The organism is Naasia aerilata (assembly GCF_030296595.1).
Classification (GTDB): domain Bacteria; phylum Actinomycetota; class Actinomycetes; order Actinomycetales; family Microbacteriaceae; genus Naasia; species Naasia aerilata.
In genome coordinates, this window is record NZ_AP027731.1 from 1,131,181 (window position 1) to 1,150,522 (window position 19,342).

General features: G+C 69.5%; 17 protein-coding genes and 4 pseudogenes. 11 read left to right on the top strand and 10 right to left on the bottom strand.

Annotated elements, in window-relative coordinates; translation table 11 throughout:
• Positions 1–3 precede the first annotated feature (3 nt).
• Positions 4–333, bottom strand: a complete 330-nt coding sequence (gene rpsF, locus QUE51_RS06135; RefSeq protein WP_286279281.1) for a 30S ribosomal protein S6 — start codon at positions 331–333, stop codon at positions 4–6.
• A gap of 136 nt (positions 334–469) precedes the next feature.
• The gene (locus tag QUE51_RS06140; RefSeq protein ID WP_286278703.1) at positions 470–1,912 is read right to left on the bottom strand and encodes a CCA tRNA nucleotidyltransferase; all 1,443 of its coding nucleotides are present in this window, start codon (positions 1,910–1,912) and stop codon (positions 470–472) included.
• Between the two features lie 117 nt (positions 1,913–2,029).
• On the opposite strand from QUE51_RS06140, the gene QUE51_RS06145 reads away from it, so the two are divergent.
• The 8 genes and pseudogenes from QUE51_RS06145 to QUE51_RS06180 all read left to right on the top strand — a co-directional run bounded on the left by QUE51_RS06145 (position 2,030) and on the right by QUE51_RS06180 (position 9,659).
• Positions 2,030–4,123: a DUF6049 family protein gene (locus tag QUE51_RS06145; RefSeq protein WP_286278704.1), complete on the top strand. Its 2,094-nt coding sequence runs from the start codon at positions 2,030–2,032 to the stop codon at positions 4,121–4,123.
• A gap of 143 nt (positions 4,124–4,266) precedes the next feature.
• A pseudogene (locus tag QUE51_RS06150) lies at positions 4,267–4,596 on the top strand (lipid II flippase MurJ); the annotation flags it as partial.
• Positions 4,597–4,736: 140 nt separating this feature from the next.
• Positions 4,737–5,492: a murein biosynthesis integral membrane protein MurJ gene (murJ, locus tag QUE51_RS06155; protein ID WP_286278705.1), complete on the top strand. Its 756-nt coding sequence runs from the start codon at positions 4,737–4,739 to the stop codon at positions 5,490–5,492.
• A 77-nt stretch (positions 5,493–5,569) separates the two neighbouring features.
• Positions 5,570–5,716, top strand: a complete 147-nt coding sequence (locus tag QUE51_RS06160) for a hypothetical protein (RefSeq protein WP_286278706.1) — start codon at positions 5,570–5,572, stop codon at positions 5,714–5,716.
• Positions 5,717–5,879: 163 nt separating this feature from the next.
• On the top strand, positions 5,880–6,902 hold the full coding sequence (gene trxB / locus QUE51_RS06165; protein WP_286278707.1) for a thioredoxin-disulfide reductase: 1,023 nt from the start codon (positions 5,880–5,882) through the stop codon (positions 6,900–6,902).
• A 54-nt stretch (positions 6,903–6,956) separates the two neighbouring features.
• Positions 6,957–7,283 carry a thioredoxin gene (trxA, locus tag QUE51_RS06170; RefSeq protein ID WP_286278708.1) on the top strand — a complete coding sequence of 109 codons (327 nt, stop codon included), beginning with the start codon at positions 6,957–6,959 and terminating at the stop codon, positions 7,281–7,283.
• A gap of 91 nt (positions 7,284–7,374) precedes the next feature.
• Positions 7,375–8,687: pseudogene (locus tag QUE51_RS06175) on the top strand (aminotransferase-like domain-containing protein).
• 12 nt (positions 8,688–8,699) lie between these two features.
• Positions 8,700–9,659 carry a D-alanine--D-alanine ligase family protein gene (locus tag QUE51_RS06180; RefSeq protein WP_286278709.1) on the top strand — a complete coding sequence of 320 codons (960 nt, stop codon included), beginning with the start codon at positions 8,700–8,702 and terminating at the stop codon, positions 9,657–9,659.
• Between the two features lie 147 nt (positions 9,660–9,806).
• Here QUE51_RS06180 and QUE51_RS06185 read toward each other — a convergent pair whose 3' ends face one another.
• From QUE51_RS06185 to rpmH, 8 genes and pseudogenes are all read right to left on the bottom strand, one after another.
• Entirely contained in the window at positions 9,807–10,748 is a 942-nt protein-coding gene (locus tag QUE51_RS06185; RefSeq protein ID WP_286278710.1) for a ParB/RepB/Spo0J family partition protein, read from the bottom strand.
• Positions 10,748–11,655: pseudogene (locus QUE51_RS06190) on the bottom strand (ParA family protein). The gene QUE51_RS06185 and the pseudogene QUE51_RS06190 overlap by 1 nt, the downstream one beginning before the upstream one ends.
• A 58-nt stretch (positions 11,656–11,713) precedes the next feature.
• The gene (gene rsmG / locus QUE51_RS06195; RefSeq protein WP_286278711.1) at positions 11,714–12,355 is read right to left on the bottom strand and encodes a 16S rRNA (guanine(527)-N(7))-methyltransferase RsmG; all 642 of its coding nucleotides are present in this window, start codon (positions 12,353–12,355) and stop codon (positions 11,714–11,716) included.
• Positions 12,355–12,831, bottom strand: a complete 477-nt coding sequence (locus QUE51_RS06200; protein WP_286278712.1) for a Jag family protein — start codon at positions 12,829–12,831, stop codon at positions 12,355–12,357. The genes rsmG and QUE51_RS06200 overlap by 1 nt, the downstream gene beginning before the upstream one ends.
• A complete protein-coding gene (gene yidC, locus QUE51_RS06205) occupies positions 12,831–13,805 on the bottom strand; it encodes a membrane protein insertase YidC (RefSeq protein ID WP_286278713.1) in 975 nt (324 codons plus the stop codon). Before yidC ends, QUE51_RS06200 begins: the two co-directional genes overlap by 1 nt.
• A 4-nt stretch (positions 13,806–13,809) precedes the next feature.
• The gene (gene yidD, locus QUE51_RS06210; protein ID WP_286278714.1) at positions 13,810–14,136 is read right to left on the bottom strand and encodes a membrane protein insertion efficiency factor YidD; all 327 of its coding nucleotides are present in this window, start codon (positions 14,134–14,136) and stop codon (positions 13,810–13,812) included.
• Between the two features lie 10 nt (positions 14,137–14,146).
• Positions 14,147–14,476, bottom strand: a complete 330-nt coding sequence (gene rnpA / locus QUE51_RS06215; protein WP_286278715.1) for a ribonuclease P protein component — start codon at positions 14,474–14,476, stop codon at positions 14,147–14,149.
• Positions 14,477–14,614: a 50S ribosomal protein L34 gene (gene rpmH / locus QUE51_RS06220; protein ID WP_027692766.1), complete on the bottom strand. Its 138-nt coding sequence runs from the start codon at positions 14,612–14,614 to the stop codon at positions 14,477–14,479. It abuts the gene before it with no gap.
• 306 nt (positions 14,615–14,920) lie between these two features.
• On the opposite strand from rpmH, the pseudogene dnaA reads away from it, so the two are divergent.
• From dnaA to gnd, 3 genes and pseudogenes are all read left to right on the top strand, one after another.
• A pseudogene (dnaA, locus tag QUE51_RS06225) lies at positions 14,921–16,347 on the top strand (chromosomal replication initiator protein DnaA).
• A 921-nt stretch (positions 16,348–17,268) separates the two neighbouring features.
• Positions 17,269–18,417 (top strand): DNA polymerase III subunit beta, encoded by a 1,149-nt coding sequence (dnaN, locus tag QUE51_RS06230; protein WP_286278717.1) that lies wholly within the window; start codon positions 17,269–17,271, stop codon positions 18,415–18,417.
• A 17-nt stretch (positions 18,418–18,434) separates the two neighbouring features.
• Entirely contained in the window at positions 18,435–19,328 is an 894-nt protein-coding gene (gene gnd, locus QUE51_RS06235; protein ID WP_286278718.1) for a phosphogluconate dehydrogenase (NAD(+)-dependent, decarboxylating), read from the top strand.
• Positions 19,329–19,342 lie beyond the last annotated feature (14 nt).

The following is a 19,342-nucleotide window of genomic DNA, read 5'->3' on the forward strand; positions in this document are numbered from 1 at the left end:
GGCTCAGCGACCTGTCGCGGGCTGCTCGGCGGCGGCCGCGGCTGCGGCCTCGGCACGGGCGACGGCCTCCTCGGCGCGCAGCACCTTGGTGCGGAGCACCGCCTCGGACAGGCCGAGCTGGCGGTCGAGCTCCTTGGCGGCCTCGGACGTCGACGTGAGGTTCACGACGGCGTAGATGCCTTCGCTCTTCTTGTTGATCTCGTAGGCGAGACGTCGCCGGCCCCAGATGTCGACGTTGTCGATGGTGCCACCCGAGTTGCGGATGACGCCGAGGAACTTGTCGAGGCTCGGGGCAACCGTGCGCTCGTCGATCTCGGGGTCGAGGATGACCATGAGTTCGTACTTGTGCGTCACTGACCCACCTCCTTCGGACTAGAACGGCTGCAGGCTCTCTGCAGCAGGAGGGTGTGTGCACTGTCCGCCGAAGCGGACGCAGCGCCCGCGACGGAACGCGGACAACCGCAGAAGCTTAGCCGTCTCGGCCGGGAGCCGGCAACTGCGTGCCCCACCAGTCGAGCAGGCGCCGGGTGGCCTCGTCCTCGCCCAGCGGCCCCTCGTCGAGGCGGAGCTCGAGCAGGAAGCGGTAGGCACGGCCCACGTCGGGCCCCGGCCGGATCCCGAGGATCGCCATGATCCTCTCGCCGTCGAGGTCGGGTCGCACGGCCTCCAGCTGCTCCTGCTCCGCCAGCTCGCCGATCCGGCGCTCCAGATCGTCGTAGGCGGAGGCCAGCCGCTCGGCCTTCCTCCTGTTCCGTGTCGTCACGTCGGCGCGGGTGAGGATGTGCAGGCGCTCGAGCTGGTCGCCGGCATCCCGCACGTAGCGGCGGACCGCCGAGTCGGTCCAGACACCCTCGGTGTAGCCGAAGAAGCGCTGGTGAAGCTCGACGAGCTCCGCGACGCGCGCGATGGTGTCGTTGTCGTAGCGGAGAGCGCGGAGCCGCTTCCGGACGAGCTTCGCTCCCACCACGTCGTGGTGGTGGAAGGTGACGGCTCCGCCGCGCTCGAACCGGCGCGTGGCCGGCTTCCCGACGTCGTGCAGCAGGGCGGCGAGGCGCAGCACGAGGTCGGGCTCGTGTCCCCGCTCGCGCTCGAGCTCGATGCTCTGCTCGAGGACCGTGAGCGAGTGCTCGTAGACGTCCTTGTGCCGGTGCTCGAGGTCGACCGTCAGCCGGAGCGCGGGCAGCTCAGGCAGGATCCGGTCGGCGATGCCCGTGCCGACCAGGAGCTCCAGCCCCGGGCGTGGCGTTCCGGAGAGCACGAGGCGGGAGAGCTCCTCGCGGACGCGCTCCGCGGACACGATCTCCAGCCGCTCGGCCAGCCGCTCCATCGCCGCACGGGTGTCCTCCTCGACGGAGAAGCCGAGCTGCGCGGCGAAGCGCGCCGCTCGCAGCATCCGCAGGGGATCGTCGCTGAAGGACGTCTCCGGCGTCTGCGGCGTGCGCAGCCGCCGGGCGAGCAGGTCGTCGATCCCGCCGGTCGGATCGACGAGGACGCGACCGGGAACCCGGAGGGCCATGGCGTTGACGGTGAAGTCGCGCCGGACGAGGTCCTCCTCGAGCGTGTCCCCGAAGCGCACCTCCGGCTTCCGGGACTCCGGCTCGTAGGCGTCGGACCGGTAGGTCGTGATCTCCACCTTCTCGCCGGCGACGAGGGCGCCGATGGTGCCGAAGGCGCGCCCGACATCCCACCGGGCCGACGAGATGGGCGTGACGATCTCGAGGATCCGGTCGGGCCGGGCGTCGGTGGTGAGGTCCAGGTCGAGCGCGGTGCGGGAGAGGAAGGCGTCGCGGACGGGACCGCCGACGAGGGCGAGCTCATGGCCGGCCTGCTCGAACGCCGCCGCCAGCCTCGCAACGGGGGCGGAGGAGGCGATCGTCGCGAGACGGTCGAGAGCGGCCGCCGCGCTGTCCATGGGGCTCCATGCTAGTTGCCGTGCCGGGCGCGGGGCACCGGGGAAGCCGCGGGGCCACCGCCTAGACTCGCTTCCCATGGGAGCGTGGAGGCCGGTCGACGCCTCCGAGCGCCCGGCGTGAGGCAGAGCCGCCGGACGCTGGCGACCAGGCTGCTCCGAGGTCTCGCTCCCCTGCCCCTGGCCGCGGCGGTCGTGTCCGGTCTCCTGCCGCTGTCCCTTCCCGCTGCGTCGGCCGCGGAGGAGGACGCCCCCTCGGTGTCGCTGACTCTCGCCGCCGGCAGCGGCGTCGTCGCTCCCGGGCAGGACCTCGCGGTCACCGCGACCGTCGCCAACCGCGGCACCACGGCACTCCAGGCGGGCACGCTGGTGCTCGGCCTCACGCCCGACGAGGCGGACCGGGGCGGGCTCGAGAAGCAGCTGACCGATCCCGGGTCCGCCGAGACCGCCGCAGCGGGGTCGGTTCCGGTCCCCGCGCTTCCGCCCGGTGCCAGTGTCGCGGTCAGTGCGACGGTGCCCGCCGGCGACGTGGCGCGCATCCTGACCGGCGCCGACTGGGGCGCTCACGTGGTCACCGGGAACCTCGAAGTCGGGGGCACGAGCGTCGCCTTCGGAGCCTCGGGACTGGTCTGGCAGAACGGGGCGGCGCCGCCGCCCGTCGGCGTCGCACTGGTCATGCCGCTCACCACGCCGGGGATCTCGGCCGGGCTGCTCGACGCGGAGTCGCTCGATGCGTACACATCGACCGGCGGTGTCCTCCGCAAGAAGCTCGATGCGGTGCGGGGCACGCCGACGGCCATCGCCGTCGACCCGCGCATCGTGGCCTCGATCCGAGCCCTCGGCTCCACCGCCCCCGCAAGCGCCGTCGCCTGGCTGAATGACCTGCGGGACTCCTCGAACTACATATTCCCGCTCGGCTATGCCGACGCCGATCCCAGCCTGGAGCGCGCTGCAGGCGCCCCTCGATCCTCGCGCCGGGGTCGTTCGAGGCCTCGCTGGACCCCGCCGACTTCACGGGAGCCCCGGCAGGGGAGCCCCCGGTTCAACGCCGACGCCGACCCCGACCCCCGCGCCGACCGCGAGCGAGACACCCGCGCCGGTGCCCGGGGCGGTGCCGACGACGGATGCACTGCTCGCCTGGGACTACTCGGCCACGGACATCGCGTGGCCGACCAGGACGATGCCGGGCGACCTGCCCTACTTCGCCGCGTCGGGACTGACCCGGTCGCTCGTGCCGAGCAGCGCGCTGGCCGACTCGGCATCGCCCCTTCCGGCGGCCGGGGCGCTCGAGGGCAGCACGGCGCTCGTGGTCGACTCCGTGCTGTCGGACTCCCTGTCGTCCGCCGCCTTCTCGGCGGGGGAGGCGGATGGACGCGGCGCGGCGGCGGACGCGACCGCACTCCTCGCGGCGTCGGCGGACAGGGGTCCCGTGGGGTCGACCGTCGTGGTCGCCCTCGATCGGGCGTGGCCGGCGGCCACCGCGAACATGACGTCCGTGCTGAGCGGGGTCCGCTCGCTGCCCTGGGTCGCCCAGGTGCCGCTGGACGCTGTGCCGACCGGGGGAGCGAGCTCGCCCTCCGCGGCGACCAGCCCGCCGACCCCCGCGCGCCCACCGCCTCGCAGCTCGTCCAGGACGACGGGGCGATCGCCTCCTTCTCGTCGATCCTGGAGCGGCCGGAGCTGCTCACCGGCCGTGAGCGCCTCCGGCTGCTCGCGATCCTGTCGTCGCAGTGGCAGGAGCTGCCTGACGCCTGGCAGACGGCCGCGACGGATCTCCACTCGCGGTTCCTCGGCATCCTCGGATCGGTGTCGCTCACGAGCACCAGCGTGTTCGTGGTCAGTCCCGACGCCGAGGTGCCGATCTCGGTCCGCAACGACCTCGACTTCCCGGTCACGATCCGACTCGACGGCCGGCCCAGCAACGGCCGCATCCTCGTGGAGGGCGCGACCGCAACGGTCGACGCCCAGTCGAGCCAGCGCGTCGGCCTGCCCACCCGGTCCATCGTGAACGGCCGCGTCACTCTGACGGTGACCGCCTTCAGCCCCACGGGCGTCCAGGTCGGCAGCCCCGCGGTGATCACGCTCGACGTCCAGGCGGAGTGGGAGGCGGTCGGGACGGGCGTCGTCGTGGGACTCGTCGTTGCGCTCTTCGGCTTCGGCATCTTCCGCAACATCCGCCGCCGGCGCCGCGCAGCCGCCGAGGCGCGCGAGTGAGCAGCATCGGCCGCTCGAGCGCCCTGCTCGCCTCCGGCACGATCGTCTCCCGGGTGCTGGGCTTCGTCAAGGCGGTCGTCATCGCCTCCGCGGTGGGCGGCGCGGTCAGCGCGAGCGGGGATGCCTACGCGGTGTCCACGATCGTGCCCAGCAGCATCTACGCCATCATCGGCGGCGGCCTGCTCAGCGCGATCCTGGTGCCGCAGATCGTCCGGGCCAGCGCAGCACCGGACGGCGGCAACGCCTACGTCAACAAGCTGGTGACGCTCGGCCTGACCGGCTTCGCCGTGGTCGCGACTGCCGCCACTCTTGCGGCGCCCCTGCTGGTCCGGCTGTTCGCCCGGAGCCAGCTCGATCTGCAGCTGGCCACCGCCTTCGCGTTCTGGTCGCTTCCCCAGATCTTCTTCCTCGGCATGTACGCGCTGCTCGGCGAGGTGCTCAACGCTCGGAAGGCCTTCGGTCCGTTCACCTGGGCTCCGGTCGCCAACAACGTGGTCGGAATCGCCGCGATCGTCACGTTCGTCGCGTTGTTCGGCGGCCGGGACCGGCCGTTCGAGGACTGGTCGCCCGGGATGATCGCCCTGTTCGCCGGCGGGGGACGCTCGGCATCGCGGTGCAGGCCCTGCTGCTCTTCGCCTTCTGGCGCCGGGTCGGGCTGCGCTTCCGCCCCGACTTCGCCTGGCGGGGTGTGGGACTGGGTCACGCGGGCCGGGCGGCCGGATGGACCTTCGGCATGCTCGTCGCCGGCCAGATCGCCGGCGTTCTCGAGACGAACGTCGCCTCCCTCGCGAGCAGCGCGGGGCCGGGTCCGCTCGCGCTCAGCAACTCCTGGCTGATCTTCATGCTCCCGCATTCGGTCATCACCGTCTCGCTCGTGACCGTGTTCTACACGCGCATGAACGAGCACGCCGCTCGCGAGGACACCGTGGCGTTCAAGGCCGATGTGGCCGTCGCGCTGCGCGCCGTGGCGCTCGCCATGGTCCTCGCCACCGCCGTGCTCGCGGTGGTATCACTCCCGTTCGCCCGCGTCTTCAACGGCGACTTCGACGCCACGGAGCAGATGGCCGCCGTGATCGTGGCCTATGTCGCCGGGCTCGTGCCGTTCGGCCTGCTCTTCGTCATCCAGCGCTCCTTCTACGCGCTCACCGACACGCGCACCCCGTTCTGGTTCACCCTCGCGCAGGTGGTCGTCGTGATCGCCGGCGTGCTGCTGTGCTCCCTCCTCGATCGGCCATGGATCGCCATCGGCATCGCCGCCGTCGTCTCCTTCGCGGGCACGGTGCAGCTGCTGATCGCCGCCTCCTCCTCACCAGGAAGATCGGGGCCGGCTCCGCACGCGGCCTCGGGCGCTCGCTCGTCACCGACCTGATCGCGGCGGTTCCGGCGGTCGCCATCGGCGCAGGCCTGCTGATCCTCCTCGGCGGCACGTCCCGCGGCGGCTTCGCGATGTCCGGCCTCGTCCCGGCCCTCGCCGCGATGGTCGTGATCGGGCTCGCCATGACGGCGGTCTACGGCGGGGCCCTCGCCCTGCTCCGCTCGCCAGACATCGCGGCGGTCGCCGGACCGTTCGCAGCTCGCCTGAAGCGGCGCTGAGCGCCCGGCGGCGACATGGTCGTAAGGGACACACGCCCCGCTCCAGCAGCGGCGCCCGACATGGTGCTGTGCCTCCGGCCGGCGGAATAGCCGGTGGCTAGGATGTGTTGACCCGGTGGCGGCGCGGAGAGCCCCGTCGTCGAAGACACGAGGAGCGAATCCAGTGCGTCAGATGATCATCATCGGGTCGGGTCCTGCGGGATACACGGCCGCCATCTACGCGGCGCGGGCCGAGCTCGAGCCCCTGCTGATCGCGAGCTCGGTCGAGGCGGGCGGCGAGCTCATGAACACGACCGAGGTCGAGAACTTCCCCGGCTTCCCCGAGGGGATCATGGGCCCGGACCTGATGGACAAGCTGCGTCAGCAGGCGGAGCGGTTCGGCACCGAGGTCGTGTACGACGACGTCACGAGCGTCGACCTCACGGGTCCGGTCAAGCGCGTGACGCTCGGCTCCGGCGCCGTGCATGAGGCGCTGTCGGTGATCGTGGCGACCGGATCCGCGTACCGCAAGCTGGGCCTGGCCGACGAGGACCGCCTGAGCGGCTACGGCGTCTCCTGGTGCGCCACCTGTGACGGGGCCTTCTTCCGGAAGCAGCACATCGCCGTCGTCGGCGGTGGCGACTCCGCCATGGAGGAGGCGAGCTTCCTCACCCGCTTCGCGGACAAGGTGTACATCATCCACCGCCGCGACTCGCTCCGCGCCTCGAAGATCATGCAGCAGCGCGCCTTCGACAACCCGAAGATCGAGTTCCTCTGGAACAGCGAGGTCGTCGGCATCTCCGGAGCCGAGCAGGTGTCGGCCGTGACGCTGCGGGACACCGTGAGCGGGGCCGAGCGCGAGCTCGAGCTCACCGGCCTCTTCATCGCGGTCGGCAACGACCCGCGGGTGCATCTCTTCCACGGGCAGCTCGACCTGACCATCGAGGGGACCATCGCCGTCGACGGGCGCAGCTCGCGCACCAATCTGGCGGGCGTGTTCGCCGCAGGAGACGTCATCGATCCCACCTACCGTCAGGCCGTCACGGCCGCCGCGTCCGGCACTGTCGCCGCCCTCGACGCGGAGCACTACCTCGCCTCGCTTCCCGAGGAGACGCTGCGCCCTGCCAAGGGACACGTCGATGAGGGCACCGCTCCGGCCGCGGGCAGCACCGTGGACGCGGACGGCGAGCTCGTGACACAGGCCTGAACGCAGGCCTCACCAACTGAGCGCCTATACACTGGCGCACGACGAAGGAGATTCATGTCCAACCTCAAGCAGGTCACCGACGCGACGTTCGAGCAGGACGTCCTCAAGTCCGACAAGCCTGTGCTCGTCGACTTCTGGGCCGAGTGGTGTGCGCCCTGCCGCGCCGTCGGCCCCGTGCTCGAGCAGATCGCCCTGGAGAACGGCGAGAAGATCGAGATCGTCAAGCTGAACGTCGACGACAACCCCGAGACCGCGGCCAAGTACCACATCACCTCCATCCCGGCGATGAAGGTCTACCGCGGCGGCGAGGTCGTCAAGTCCGTCATCGGCGCGAAGCCGAAGCCCGCACTCGAGTCCGAGCTGGCAGCATTCCTGGCCTGACCGACGGACTCTCTTCAGACCCGCTCGGCATCGCCGGGCGGGTCTTTTTTGTTGTCACTATCGTGGAACCGGCTAGCCAGAAGAGGAAACAGTGTCAGGAACAGATCGCGCGGGCAACAACCTCGACCCGTGGTACGACCTCTATGCCGACCGGACGTCGGGCCTCAGCGCATCGGAGGTGCGGGCACTGTTCGCCGTCGCCTCGCGACCGGAGGTCGTCTCCCTCGCCGGCGGCATGCCGTATGTCTCCGCACTGCCGGATTCCCTGATCAGAAGCGCGTTCGACACCGTCATGACGGAACGCGGCGACACGGCGCTGCAGTACGGATCCGGCCAAGGCGTGCCGGCGCTGCGGGAGAACATCCTCGCCGTCATGGGCGAGGAGGGGATCCGTGCGAGCGTCGACGACGTCGTGACGACCACCGGATCCCAGCAGGCGATCGACCTGGTCGCGAAGCTGTTCCTCGACCCGGGCGATGTGGTGCTGGCCGAGGCGCCGAGCTACGTCGGTGCCATCGGCGTCTTCCGCTCGTACCAGGCGCGCACCGTGCACGTGGCCATGGACGACGACGGTCTCATCCCCGAGGCGCTCCGAGAGGCGATCACGCGCGAGCGCGCCGCCGGCCGCACCATCAAGTTCCTCTATACGGTGCCGAACTTCCACAATCCGGCCGGCGTCACGCTCAGTGCTGCGCGCCGCAGCGAGGTGCTGGAGATCTGCCAGAGCAGCGGCGTGCTCGTCATCGAGGACAACCCCTACGGCCTGCTGTACTTCGACGCGCCGCCGCCCCGCCCCTGCGGACGCTCGACGACGAGGGTGTCGTGTACCTCGGATCCTTCTCGAAGACGCTGGCGCCCGGCTTCCGCGTGGGGTGGGCCCTCGCTCCGCACGCGATCCGCGAGAAGCTCGTGCTGGCCGCCGAGTCGGCGATCCTGTCCCCCAGCTCCTTCTCGCAGCTGGTCGTGAACGAGTACCTGGACACGGCCGACTGGCGCGCGCAGATCGCCACCTTCCGCGACGTCTATCGGGAGCGCCGTGACGCCATGCTCTCCGCCCTGACCGAGCACCTGCCCGAGCTGAGCTGGACGCACCCTGACGGCGGCTTCTACGTGTGGGTCACGCTGCCCCCGGAGCTCGACTCGAAGCAGATGCTGCCTCGGGCGGTCACGGAGCTCGTCGCCTACACGCCCGGCACCGCGTTCTTCGCAGACGGGACAGGGACCGACTACATGCGGCTCTCGTTCTGCCATCCCACCCCGGCCAACATCCGAGTGGGCATCCGCCGACTGGCGAACGTGGTGGGCGGGGAGCTGGACCTGCTTTCCACGTTCTCCGGCACGGGACCCCTGCGGTCCGTCCGAGCGGACCGCCACGTCCTCAGCCCGCCCTCCGACCTCGCCTAGCCGAAGGACATCATGGAAAAGCCCGCACCCTCCGTCCTCGTCCTCGCCGGCGGGATCTCGCACGAGCGCGACGTCTCACTCCGCTCCGGGAGGCGCGTCGCGGACGCCCTCCAGGACCAGGGCTGGCGCGTGACGCTCGGCGAGCCCGACGCGTCGCTGCTGCCGAAGCTGACCGCCGGATCGTTCGACGTCGTCTGGCCCGCCCTCCACGGTGCCAGCGGCGAGGACGGCGCTCTTCTGGCCCTCCTGGAGAGCGCGGGGGTCCCCTTCGTCGGGTCGGACCACCGCGCCGCCCGTCTGGCGTGGGACAAGCCGGTCGCGAAGACCGTCGTCGCGAATGCCGGGGGAGTGACACCTCGAGGTGTCGCCCTCTCCAGGGAGACGTTCCGCGAGCTCGGAGCCCCTGCCGTCCTCGATCTGGTCCGATCGTCCTTCCCGCTGCCGCTCGTGGTGAAGCCGTCGCGCGGCGGGTCTGCACAGGGAGTCAGCATCGTGCGCAGCGCCGACGAGCTGCCCCGCGCGATGGTGGATGCCTACACCTACGGCGACGACGCCCTGGTCGAGCACTTCATCGATGGGACCGAGATCGCGGTGAGCGTTCTCGACTCCGGCAGCGGCCCCCGCGCCCTTCCCGCCGTGGAGATCGTGCCGGTCGCCGGCACCTACGACTTCTCCGCCCGCTACAACGCCGGCGAGACCCGGTTCTTCTCTCCCGCGCGGATCTCAGCCTCCGCGGCGGACGACGCGGCCGCGCTCGCGCTGCTCGTGCACCGGGCGCTGGGCCTGCGGCACCTTTCCCGCGTGGACATGATCGTCGACGCCGAGAACCGGGCCTGGTTCCTCGAGGTCAATGTCCTGCCGGGCCTCACGGAGACGTCGCTGCTTCCCCTCGCCGTGGAGGCAGAGGGCGGCTCGCTCGGTGAGGTCTACGAGGCGATCGCACGCCGCGCCATGGAGTCGGCGCGCGACTAGCTGCACCTGTGTTCTACGTGAAACCTGCTGCGGAAGCCGCGTTTCACGTGGAACAGAGGGAATCGCCTGCGCACCGGTTCCACGTGAAACAGCCATCCAACCGAGCGATAGCGATCCGGTTCGGCGCTCTCACGGGGGACGGAACCGTCAGGCGCGGCTGAAGCCCTCTTCGCCGATGGCGCCCAGGATGCGGTTGAGGTCGGCGATGGTCGCGAAGTCGATGACGATCTGACCCCGGCTCGCACCCAGCGACACCTTGACGCGGGTGTCGAGCCGGTCGCCGAGTCGCTCGGCGATCTCGTCGAGTCCCTCGTGGCGCCGTCCGGAGGCCGCCTTGCCGCGGCGCTGCTTGCTGCCGCTGCTGACGACGGCCTCAGCCGCCCGCACCGACAGATCCTCGTTGACGATCTTGTCCGCGAGCTTCTGCATCTCCTCCTCGTCGGTGAGGGAGAGGATCGCGCGGGCGTGGCCCGCGGTGAGGACGCCGGAGGCCACGCGATTGGCGACCGGCGCCGGCAGCTTGAGCAGGCGGATGGTGTTGCTGATCTGGGGCCGCGACCGGCCGATGCGCCCCGCGAGCTGCTCGTGCGTGATCCCGAAGTCGGAGAGCAGCTGCGAGTAGGCGGACGCCTCCTCCAGCGGGTTCAGCTGGGAGCGGTTGAGGTTCTCGAGGAGGGCGTCCTGGAGCATCGCATCATCCGCGGTCTCCTTGATGACCGCCGGGATGGTGCTGAGCCCGGCCCGCTTGCTGGCACGCAGCCGGCGCTCGCCCATGACGAGCTCATAGCGGGCCGCGGAGCCCTGTGGCGCGGGCCGCACGACGATCGGCTGCAGCACCCCGTTCTCGCGGATGGAGACGGCCAGCTCCTCGAGCGCCTCGGCGTCGAACTCCTTGCGGGGCTGATGCGGGTTCGGAACGATCTGTGCGATCTCGAGGTTCGCCAGGCGCGCCCCGGGAACGGCCACCAGGCCGTCCTGTGCGGCCCCCGAGTCGGGGAAGAAGACGTCCACCGGTCGCGCACCTTCGTCGGCGACGGGAATGAGCGCGCCGATCCCGCGTCCGAGTCCGGTCCTCTTGGGGGTCGCCATCAGTTCGTCGCTCCTCGTCGTGCGATCTCGGCGGCTGCCTCCAGGTAGGAGAGCGAGCCGGGGGAGTTGGTGTCGTAGCTGATCACGCTCTGGCCGTAGCTGGGCGCCTCGGAGATGCGGACCGATCGGGGGATCAGCGTTTGGAGCGTCTCCGCGGGGAAGTGCTCGCGAACATCCGCGGCCACCTGGTTCGCGAGGTTCGTCCTGCCGTCGTACATGGTCAGCAGGATGGTCGACACGCGCAGGTGAGGGTTGAGGTGGCGCTCGATCAGCTCGATGTTGCGCAGCAGCTGGCTCAGGCCCTCGAGCGCGTAATACTCGCACTGGATGGGGATCAGCACCTCTCGCGCGGCCACGAACGCGTTGATGGTGAGCAGCCCGAGCGACGGCGGGCAGTCGATGAAGACGTAGTCGAACCGCTCCGGCGCTGTGGAGAGGAACTCCGCGAGTGCGGTGCGGAGGCGCTGCTCTCGCGCGACCAGGGAGACGAGCTCGATCTCCGCGCCGGCCAGGTGGATGGTCGCCGGGATGCAGAAGAGGTCGGGGAACTCCGGACTCTGCTGGAGGACCTCGGCCATCGGGACCTCGCCGACGATCACGTCGTAGACGCTCGCCGTCTCTGCGCGGTGCTCGACGCCCAGGGCCGTCGAGGCGTTGCCCTGCGGGTCGAGGTCGATGACCAGAACGCGCGCGCCGGACCTGGCGAGGGCCGCCGCGAGGTTGACCGTGGTCGTCGTCTTGCCGACGCCACCCTTCTGGTTCGCGATCGTGAAGACCCGCGTCTCGGCTGGCCGAGGAAGCGAGTGGTGTCGAGCGCGTGGCGTCGGCGGCGGATGTCCGCCAGCTCGCGAGCCAGGGGAGTGGTGCTGTCGAATGCCGGCGCCGCAGGGGTGTCGTGGTGTTTCACGTGGAACCTTCCGAAGGGAAGACCGGGAGGGCCAGATGGGTGAGGGGGCGTTGCCGGGTCAACTGACTGTAGCTCGGAAGACCCGCGTTGCCTCGGTCGCCATACCGGTGCCGAGCTCTTCCACTCGCACATCCGTCAGGCGCCAGCGGGAGATCGCCTTGCCCGCCTTCGCCGCCTCCGCCTCGACGGCCGCGCCCTTCAGGAGGAGAAGCTCTCCACCAGGTCGCACGAGCGGGGCGGTCAGAGGGATGAGCTTCGACAGGGCGCCGACGGCGCGTGCCGTGACCTGGTCGAGCTTCCGTGGGAACGGAGCCTCCTCAGCTCGCGCGCGGACGACCTCCACGTTGTCCAGAGCGAGGAGTGCCTTCTGCTCCTCGAGCCAGGCGACCCGTCGCTCCATGGGCTCGATCAGCACGAACCGGACGTCCGGGCGGGCGATCGCCAGCACCACTCCGGGCAGGCCGGCGCCCGTGCCGACGTCGCCGACCGTCCCGACGAGCAGAGGGGCGAGCAGCACCGAGTTGACGATGTGGCGGGTCCAGATCCGCGGGAGCTCCAGCGGGCCGATCAGGCCAAGGGGCTCACCACGCGCGATCAGGTCGGCCGTGAAGGCCCGGGCGAGGTCGATCCGGTCGCCGAACAGGTCGGCGGCGACGGCCGGTTCGGGTTCCGCCGCCGGCTCTGTTTCACGTGGAACCATCAGTCGCGCGTGAGCACGGTGTGGCGGTCCCGACCCTCTCCCTCGGAACGGGACACCAGCCCGCGCTCGGCGGCCAGATCGTGGACGAGCTTGCGCTCGTAGGAGGACATCGGCTCGAAGTCGTACTGCGCCGCACCCTTGTCGAGCGCGGCCAGCGCGGCATCGACCCGCTGGGCGAGCTGCTGCTGCCGCACCGCCCGACTGCCGCCGACATCGAGGATCAGGCGCGAGAACTCGCCTGTGCGCACCTGCACGGCGAGGCGGGTGAGCTCCTGAAGAGCGGCAACCGCCTCCGGGTTGGCGAGGATGCGCAGGTTGCTGTCCGATGAGGCGGTCACGGAGAGGTGCGTCCGGTCCCCGCTGGTCTCGATGTCGATGTCGCCATCGAGGTCGCAGATGTCGAGGAGCTCCTCGATGTAGTCCGCGGCGACGTCGCCTTCGTCCTCGGCTGCCGGGGTGATCTGGGCGTCGGTCACTACTTGCTCCCGGTCTTCTTGGCTCGGTTCTTGCTGATCGGCTGCTGGCGCTGGGCGGGCCGCTTGGGGGCCACCTCGGGAACCGCGGCGTCCGCGGTCTGGGCCTCCAGGACGAGCTTGCCCTTCCTCGCGAGCCGGGCCTCCCTGGCCTTGGCGGCCTCGCTGCCGGGCGTCGGCATGTTCCGGATGACGAGGAACTGCTGCACCATCGTCCAGATGTTCGAGGTCAGCCAGTAGAACATCACACCCAGGGGGAAGGCGACGCCGGAGAAGGCGAAGACCAGCGGGAGGATGTAGAGGAGGATGCGCTGCTGGCGGAACATGGGGCTGTTCTTCGCCTCGGGCGACATGTTCTTCGCCATGATCTGCAACTGCGTGTAGAACTGCGACGCGGTCATCAGGATCACCATGGTCGCCGCGATCGTCATGACGAGGCCGTTGAACGGCTGACCCGCGGTGAACAGATTGAACTCGCCGATGAAGGTCGACTTCAGGGGAGCCCCGAACAGCTCGGAGTTGGCGAACGAGTCGGCCAGCTCGACGCTGAGCAGGCCGACGCCCTTGCTGTCGTGCTGTGCCCCGTTCAGCACGGAGAACAGGCCGAAGAAGATCGGCATCTGGATGAGCAGCGGAAGGCACGAGCTGAGGGGGTTGGTCCCCGTGCGGCGGTAGAGCTCCATGGTCTCGCGCGACATCGCCTCGCGGGAGAACTGGTCGCGCTTGCCTTTGTACTTGTCCTGGATCTTCTTGAGCTGCGGCGCGACCTCGAGCATCTTGCGCTGGCTCTTGATCTGCCGGACGAAGATGGGGATGAGGGCGGCGCGCACGACGAGCACCAGGCCGACGATGGACAGCACCCAGGTGATGCCGTCGTCAGGGGAGAGGCCGAGCGCGCTCCACATCGAGTGGAACGACACGAGCAGAAGCTCGATCACCCACTTGATGGGCCAGAGGATAGTTCCGATAATGTCCATCTGGTCAGGCCTTTCGATGTGCTGGAGTCAGGGCCGTCGGCGCGGGGACGACGAACCCGAAGTTCGTGGTGCGGTAGCGGCGCACCTTCCGGAGTGGGACGTCGTCGACGCCGCCTGCCGCCCACGGGTGGCAGCGACAGATGCGGGCCGCCGTGAGTGCGCCGCCGACGACCACGCCGTGCTCCTGCACCGCCTCGAGACCGTACCGCGAGCAGGACGGGTAGTAGCGGCAGACGTCGCCGTACAGGGGCGAGATCACCGCCCGGTAGAGACGGAGCAGCACCACCACGACGTTCCGAGGCAGCAGGAGGAGGGTCCGCAGAGCCGTCATGCTCGGACCTTCACCGCGGACGCAGCACGGCCGCGGCCACTTCGGCTCGCAGCTCGTCCCAGTCGGCGCACGCAGCGGCCGGAAGGGCGCGCAGCACCACGGCACGGGAGGGAGCCTCGGGGAGGAGCGAGAAGCAGACGGCCTTGAGCCGCCGGCGCACGCGGTTGCGCTCCACCGCGCCACCCACGGCCCTGCTCACGATGAAGCCGAAGCGGGCGTCATCGCCCGGAACCACTCGGTCGAGGTAGGCGATGGTGGTGCGTCCGTTGACGCGGCGGCCCTTCCGCACGATCCGGCGGTAGTCCGCCCCGCTGACGACGCGGTGGGCGCGGGCGAGCACCTACGCGGAGAGCTCGGTGCGCCCCTTGGCACGGCGCGCCGAGAGGATCGCGCGACCGGCACGGGTGCGCATGCGCAGGCGGAAGCCGTGCACCTTCGCGCGACGGCGGTTGTTCGGCTGGAAGGTTCGCTTGCTCATGGGGGTGCTCCAAGGGAGAAGATGGGCGTGTCGCCGCGACGGCGACAGACAGGGCACGCGGCGCGAGGCCGGCGGGCAACTGGTTAAAAATACGCGTCCGCGAGGCCCCGGTCAAACGGAGAGCCTGGGGAGACGCCGGGGAGCCGGGAGCCGCCTCGGATATTCTGGCTGAGGGATTTGATACATCCCACACCGAACATTACGGTGAGCAACCAGCCGCCCGGCTTCCGGCACGACCGCGGCACCAGAAGTGAAGATGGGGGACGGTCTTCGTCCTGGTTGTTCCGGAGGCTTGCTGAGGCGGGAATGGCAGAGGTCGCAACCCAGACACGGGAGATCTGGGCGTCCGTGCTGTCCGCGCTGGACGAGGATGAGCGGATCACGCCGCAGCTGCGGGGTTCCTCGGCCTGGTCGAGCCGAAAGGCGTCATGGCCGGCACCATGTACCTCGAGGTTCCCAACGACTTCACCCGCGGCATGCTCGAGCAGCGCATGCGGATGCCGCTTCTCGGCGCGATCGGATCGCTCGATCCCGTGCTCGAGGTCGCCAACTTCGCGATCGTCGTCAACCCGGACATCGAGGACACCCCGGTCCCGGTCGTGGACGAGCCGCAGCCGCTGCCCGCGGAGTCCTACATCGAGGCACCCGTCGCGCCCGTCGTCGAGCTGCCCGGCCCGGGCGGGCGCAGCGACTCCCGGCTGAACCAGAAGTACAGCTTCGACAACTTCGTCATCGGCGCCTCCAACCGCTTCGCCCACGCGGCAGCCGTCGCCGTGTCGGAGTCTCCGGCGAAGGCGTATAACCCGCTCTTCATCTACGGACAGTCCGGCCTCGGCAAGACGCACCTGCTCCATGCCATCGGCCACTACGCGGTCAGCCTGTATCCCGGCATCCGCGTCCGCTATGTGAGCTCCGAGGAGTTCACCAACGACTTCATCAACTCGATCGCGGCGAACCGCTCCTCCCTCTTCCAGGCGCGGTATCGGGACATCGACGTCCTCCTCATCGACGACATCCAGTTCCTGCAGGGCAAGGACTCCACGCAGGAGGCCTTCTTCCACACCTTCAACACCCTCCACGACCACAACAAGCAGGTGGTCATCACGAGCGACCTGCAGCCGAAGCTACTGACCGGCTTCGAGGACCGCATGCGCTCGCGGTTCGAGTGGGGCCTCATCACGGACGTGCAGGTGCCCGACCTCGAGACGCGCATCGCGATCCTGCGCAAGAGGGCGCAGAACGACAAGCTGCAGGTGCCGGACGACATCCTGGAGTACATGGCCTCGAAGGTGTCGAGCAACATCCGAGAGCTCGAGGGCACCCTGATCCGGGTCACCGCGTTCGCGAGCCTCAACCGCACGCCGGTCGACATGGCACTCGTGCAGACCGTGCTCAAGGACCTGATCACGCTCGACGAGGACAACGTCATCGCGCCGGTCGACATCATCAATCACACCGCGGACTACTTCAAGCTCAGCGTCGACGACCTCTACGGCTCATCGAGGTCGCAGGCGATCGCCACGGCCCGGCAGATCGCCATGTACCTGTGCCGCGAGCTGACCAACCTGTCGCTCCCGAAGATCGGGCAGCTGTTCGGCAACCGCGACCACACGACCGTCATGTATGCGAACAAGAAGATCAGCGAGCTAATGAAGGAGCGGCGCTCGATCTACAACCAGGTCACCGAGCTCACGAGCCGGATCAAGCAGAACCACCGCTACACACGCGGCTGACGCTTGAACACCGAGCGCGGTGCGAGGCGACGAGCGCGGGTCGTCTCCACACCGCGTTCGTCGTGACGCCCCGCGCTCGGTGAACGCCCCGCGCTCGACGGAGCGGACCCAGCCCGGACCCAGCCCGGGCGAAGCACAGGAAAGCCCTCACAGGACCACGTGAGGACCCGTGAGCGCGCCCTCACGCACGGAGCGCGCTCCCACTTTGCCGAGCGCACCTCCAGGCACCGAGCGCGCCCTGTGTACGGGGTGCGCTCGGGGGTACGAGGTGCGCTCGGTGGCGGGGGTGCGCTCGGCGCCGGCCACCCGGAAAGGGCGGACGATGGGGCGGCGACTCCGCCCCCACAGCCTCTTGAGCCCACGACCGGCAGCCCGGAGAGCAGGACGCCGGCTTCGACCCTCTCCTTCACCACTTCGGCGCCCCTGTGCACAACTTCGCCGAATCCCACTTCTCCACCCCGAAAACCCCGCTTCGACGCCGTTCGGGCCCGATCTATCCACCGGTTCTCCACAACCTGTGGGATCAGAACGACCCCGAAGGGGGTTTCATGCCGATTCGAGCATGGCTTCTGCACAGAGTGTGTGAAATCTGTGGAGAACCGGGGGACGACACACCCCCGAGGTGGGGACAAACCCGAGCTGCTTGTGAGAGAAGCATCTTGGGCGTCGAGGGGGTTGTCCACGTTCCCCCTGTGGCCCCCACACGGGTCACACAACTTGCACGGTTGTAGTTCCCAGGGCCTCACTGGGATCGGCCGAGTTACTCACATCATCCACACCCGTTAAGAGTGTTAAAGATCTCTTTCTTGTTATTCCTCGGTCGACAACCTCTTGGGAGGCAGCAGCCGGGGTCGCCCGCTTCGCGGCGGTTCGGAGCCACCCGCTAGCATTTGACCGACTGCCAACAGACAGGGGACATCCGTGAGGTTTTCAGCGAACAGGGACGTGTTCAGCGAGGCCGTGTCCTTCGCCGTCAAGCTCCTGCCGCAGCGCACGACTCTGCCGATCCTGTCGGGAGTGCTGCTCGAGGCGACCTCGACCGGCCTCGTGCTGTCCTCCTTCGACTACGAGGTGTCCGCGCGCACCGAGATCACCGCCGAGGTCACCGAGGAGGGCCGGGCCCTCGTGTCCGGACGGCTACTCGCCGACATCGCCAGCCGGCTGCCCGCCTCCGCCCCTGTCGAGGTGTTCAGCGAGGACTCCCGCATCGTCGTCCGCGCCGGCTCCGCGCGCTTCACCCTGCTGAGCATGCCGGTCGAGGAGTACCCGAACCTCCCCACGGTGGGCGCCCCGACGGGCAGCGTTCCTGCCGACGCGTTCTCCCAGGCGGTCGCGCAGGTGGCCGTCGCCGCCTCGCGCGATGACGTGACCCCCGTGATCACCGGCGTGCAGCTCGAGATCTCCGGGGACAGCCTGAGCCTCGTCGCAACCGACCGATACCGGGTAGCGGTCCGAGGCATCCAGTGGGAGTCGGCCAACGAGGGCGCAACCACGATCACCGCTCTCGTGCCGGCTCGCACGCTGCAGGAGATCGGCCGCACGTTCGGCAACACGGGCACCATCACGATCTCCATCACCGGCGGCGACGACCGTGAGCTCATCGCCTTCAGCTCGGAGAAGCGCACCGTCACCTCGCTGCTCATCAAGGGCAACTTCCCGCCCGTGAAGCGGCTGTTCCCCGAGCAGGTCGACAACTACGCCGTCATCAACACGGCGGAGCTCGTCGAGGCCACCCGGCGCGTGCAGCTCGTGCTCGAGCGCGAGGCGGCTCTGCGCTACAGCTTCGACCTCGAGGGGCTGACGCTTGAGGCGATCGGCTCCGAGCAGGCGCAGGCTTCGGAGAACATCGAAGCGCTGCTCAACGGCACGGACACCGTCGTCTCGCTAAAGCCGCAATTCCTGCTCGACGGTCTCGGCGCCGTCCACTCGGAGTTCGTGCGCATCGCGTTCACGAAGACCGAGAATCCGAACAAGCCGGGCCCGGTGCTGATCACGAGCCAGTCGAGCAAGGACAAGGCGGCGTCGGACGACTACCGCTACCTGCTGCAGCCGAACCTGCTGCTGCGCTGATCCTCAGAGGAGATCCCATGCAGATCGGTCTGGTCGGCCTCGGCCGAATGGGCAACAACATGCGTGCCCGCCTGCGCAAGGCGGACATCGATGTGGTCGGGTACGACACCAACCCCGACGTGTCTGATGTGGCGACGCTCGCCGACCTCGCGGCCGCGCTGACCGGTCCGCGCATCGTGTGGGTGATGGTTCCGGCCGGAAAGATCACCGACGCTGTGATCACCGACCTCGCCGGCGTGCTCTCGCCTGGCGACCTCGTCATCGACGGCGGAAACTCGAAGTTCAGCGACGACTTCCTGCACGAGGCTCAGCTCGCCGAGAAGGGCATCGAGTACGCCGACGCCGGCGTTTCGGGCGGCGTGTGGGGCCAGCAGAACGGCTACGGACTCATGGTCGGCGGAAGCGACGAGAACATCGCTCGCGCCATGCCGATCTTCGACGCCCTGCGTCCCGAGGGTCCGCGCGAGGAGGGCTTCGTCCACGTGGGCCCGGTGGGCGCCGGCCACTACGCGAAGATGGTGCACAACGGCATCGAGTACGCGCTGATGCAGGGCTACGCCGAGGGCTACGAGCTCCTCGCGGCCCGCTCGGACCTCGTGAAGGACCTCCCTGCCACGTTCAAGGCCTGGCAGCGCGGAACGGTCGTGCGCTCCTGGCTGCTCGAGCTCCTCGTGCTCGCTCTCGAGCAGGATCCCGGATTCGAGAAGATCGAGGGCTACGTCGCCGACTCGGGCGAGGGACGCTGGACGATCGAGGAGGCCATCGAGCACGCGGTGCCGATGCCCGCCATCTCGGCGTCCATCTTCGCGCGCTTCGTGTCGCGCCAGGAGGAGTCGCCCGCGATGCGCGCGGTGGCGGCCCTGCGCCAGCAGTTCGGCGGTCACGCCGTCAAGCCGAGCGCGGACGGCTGATCCCCGGCATCCGC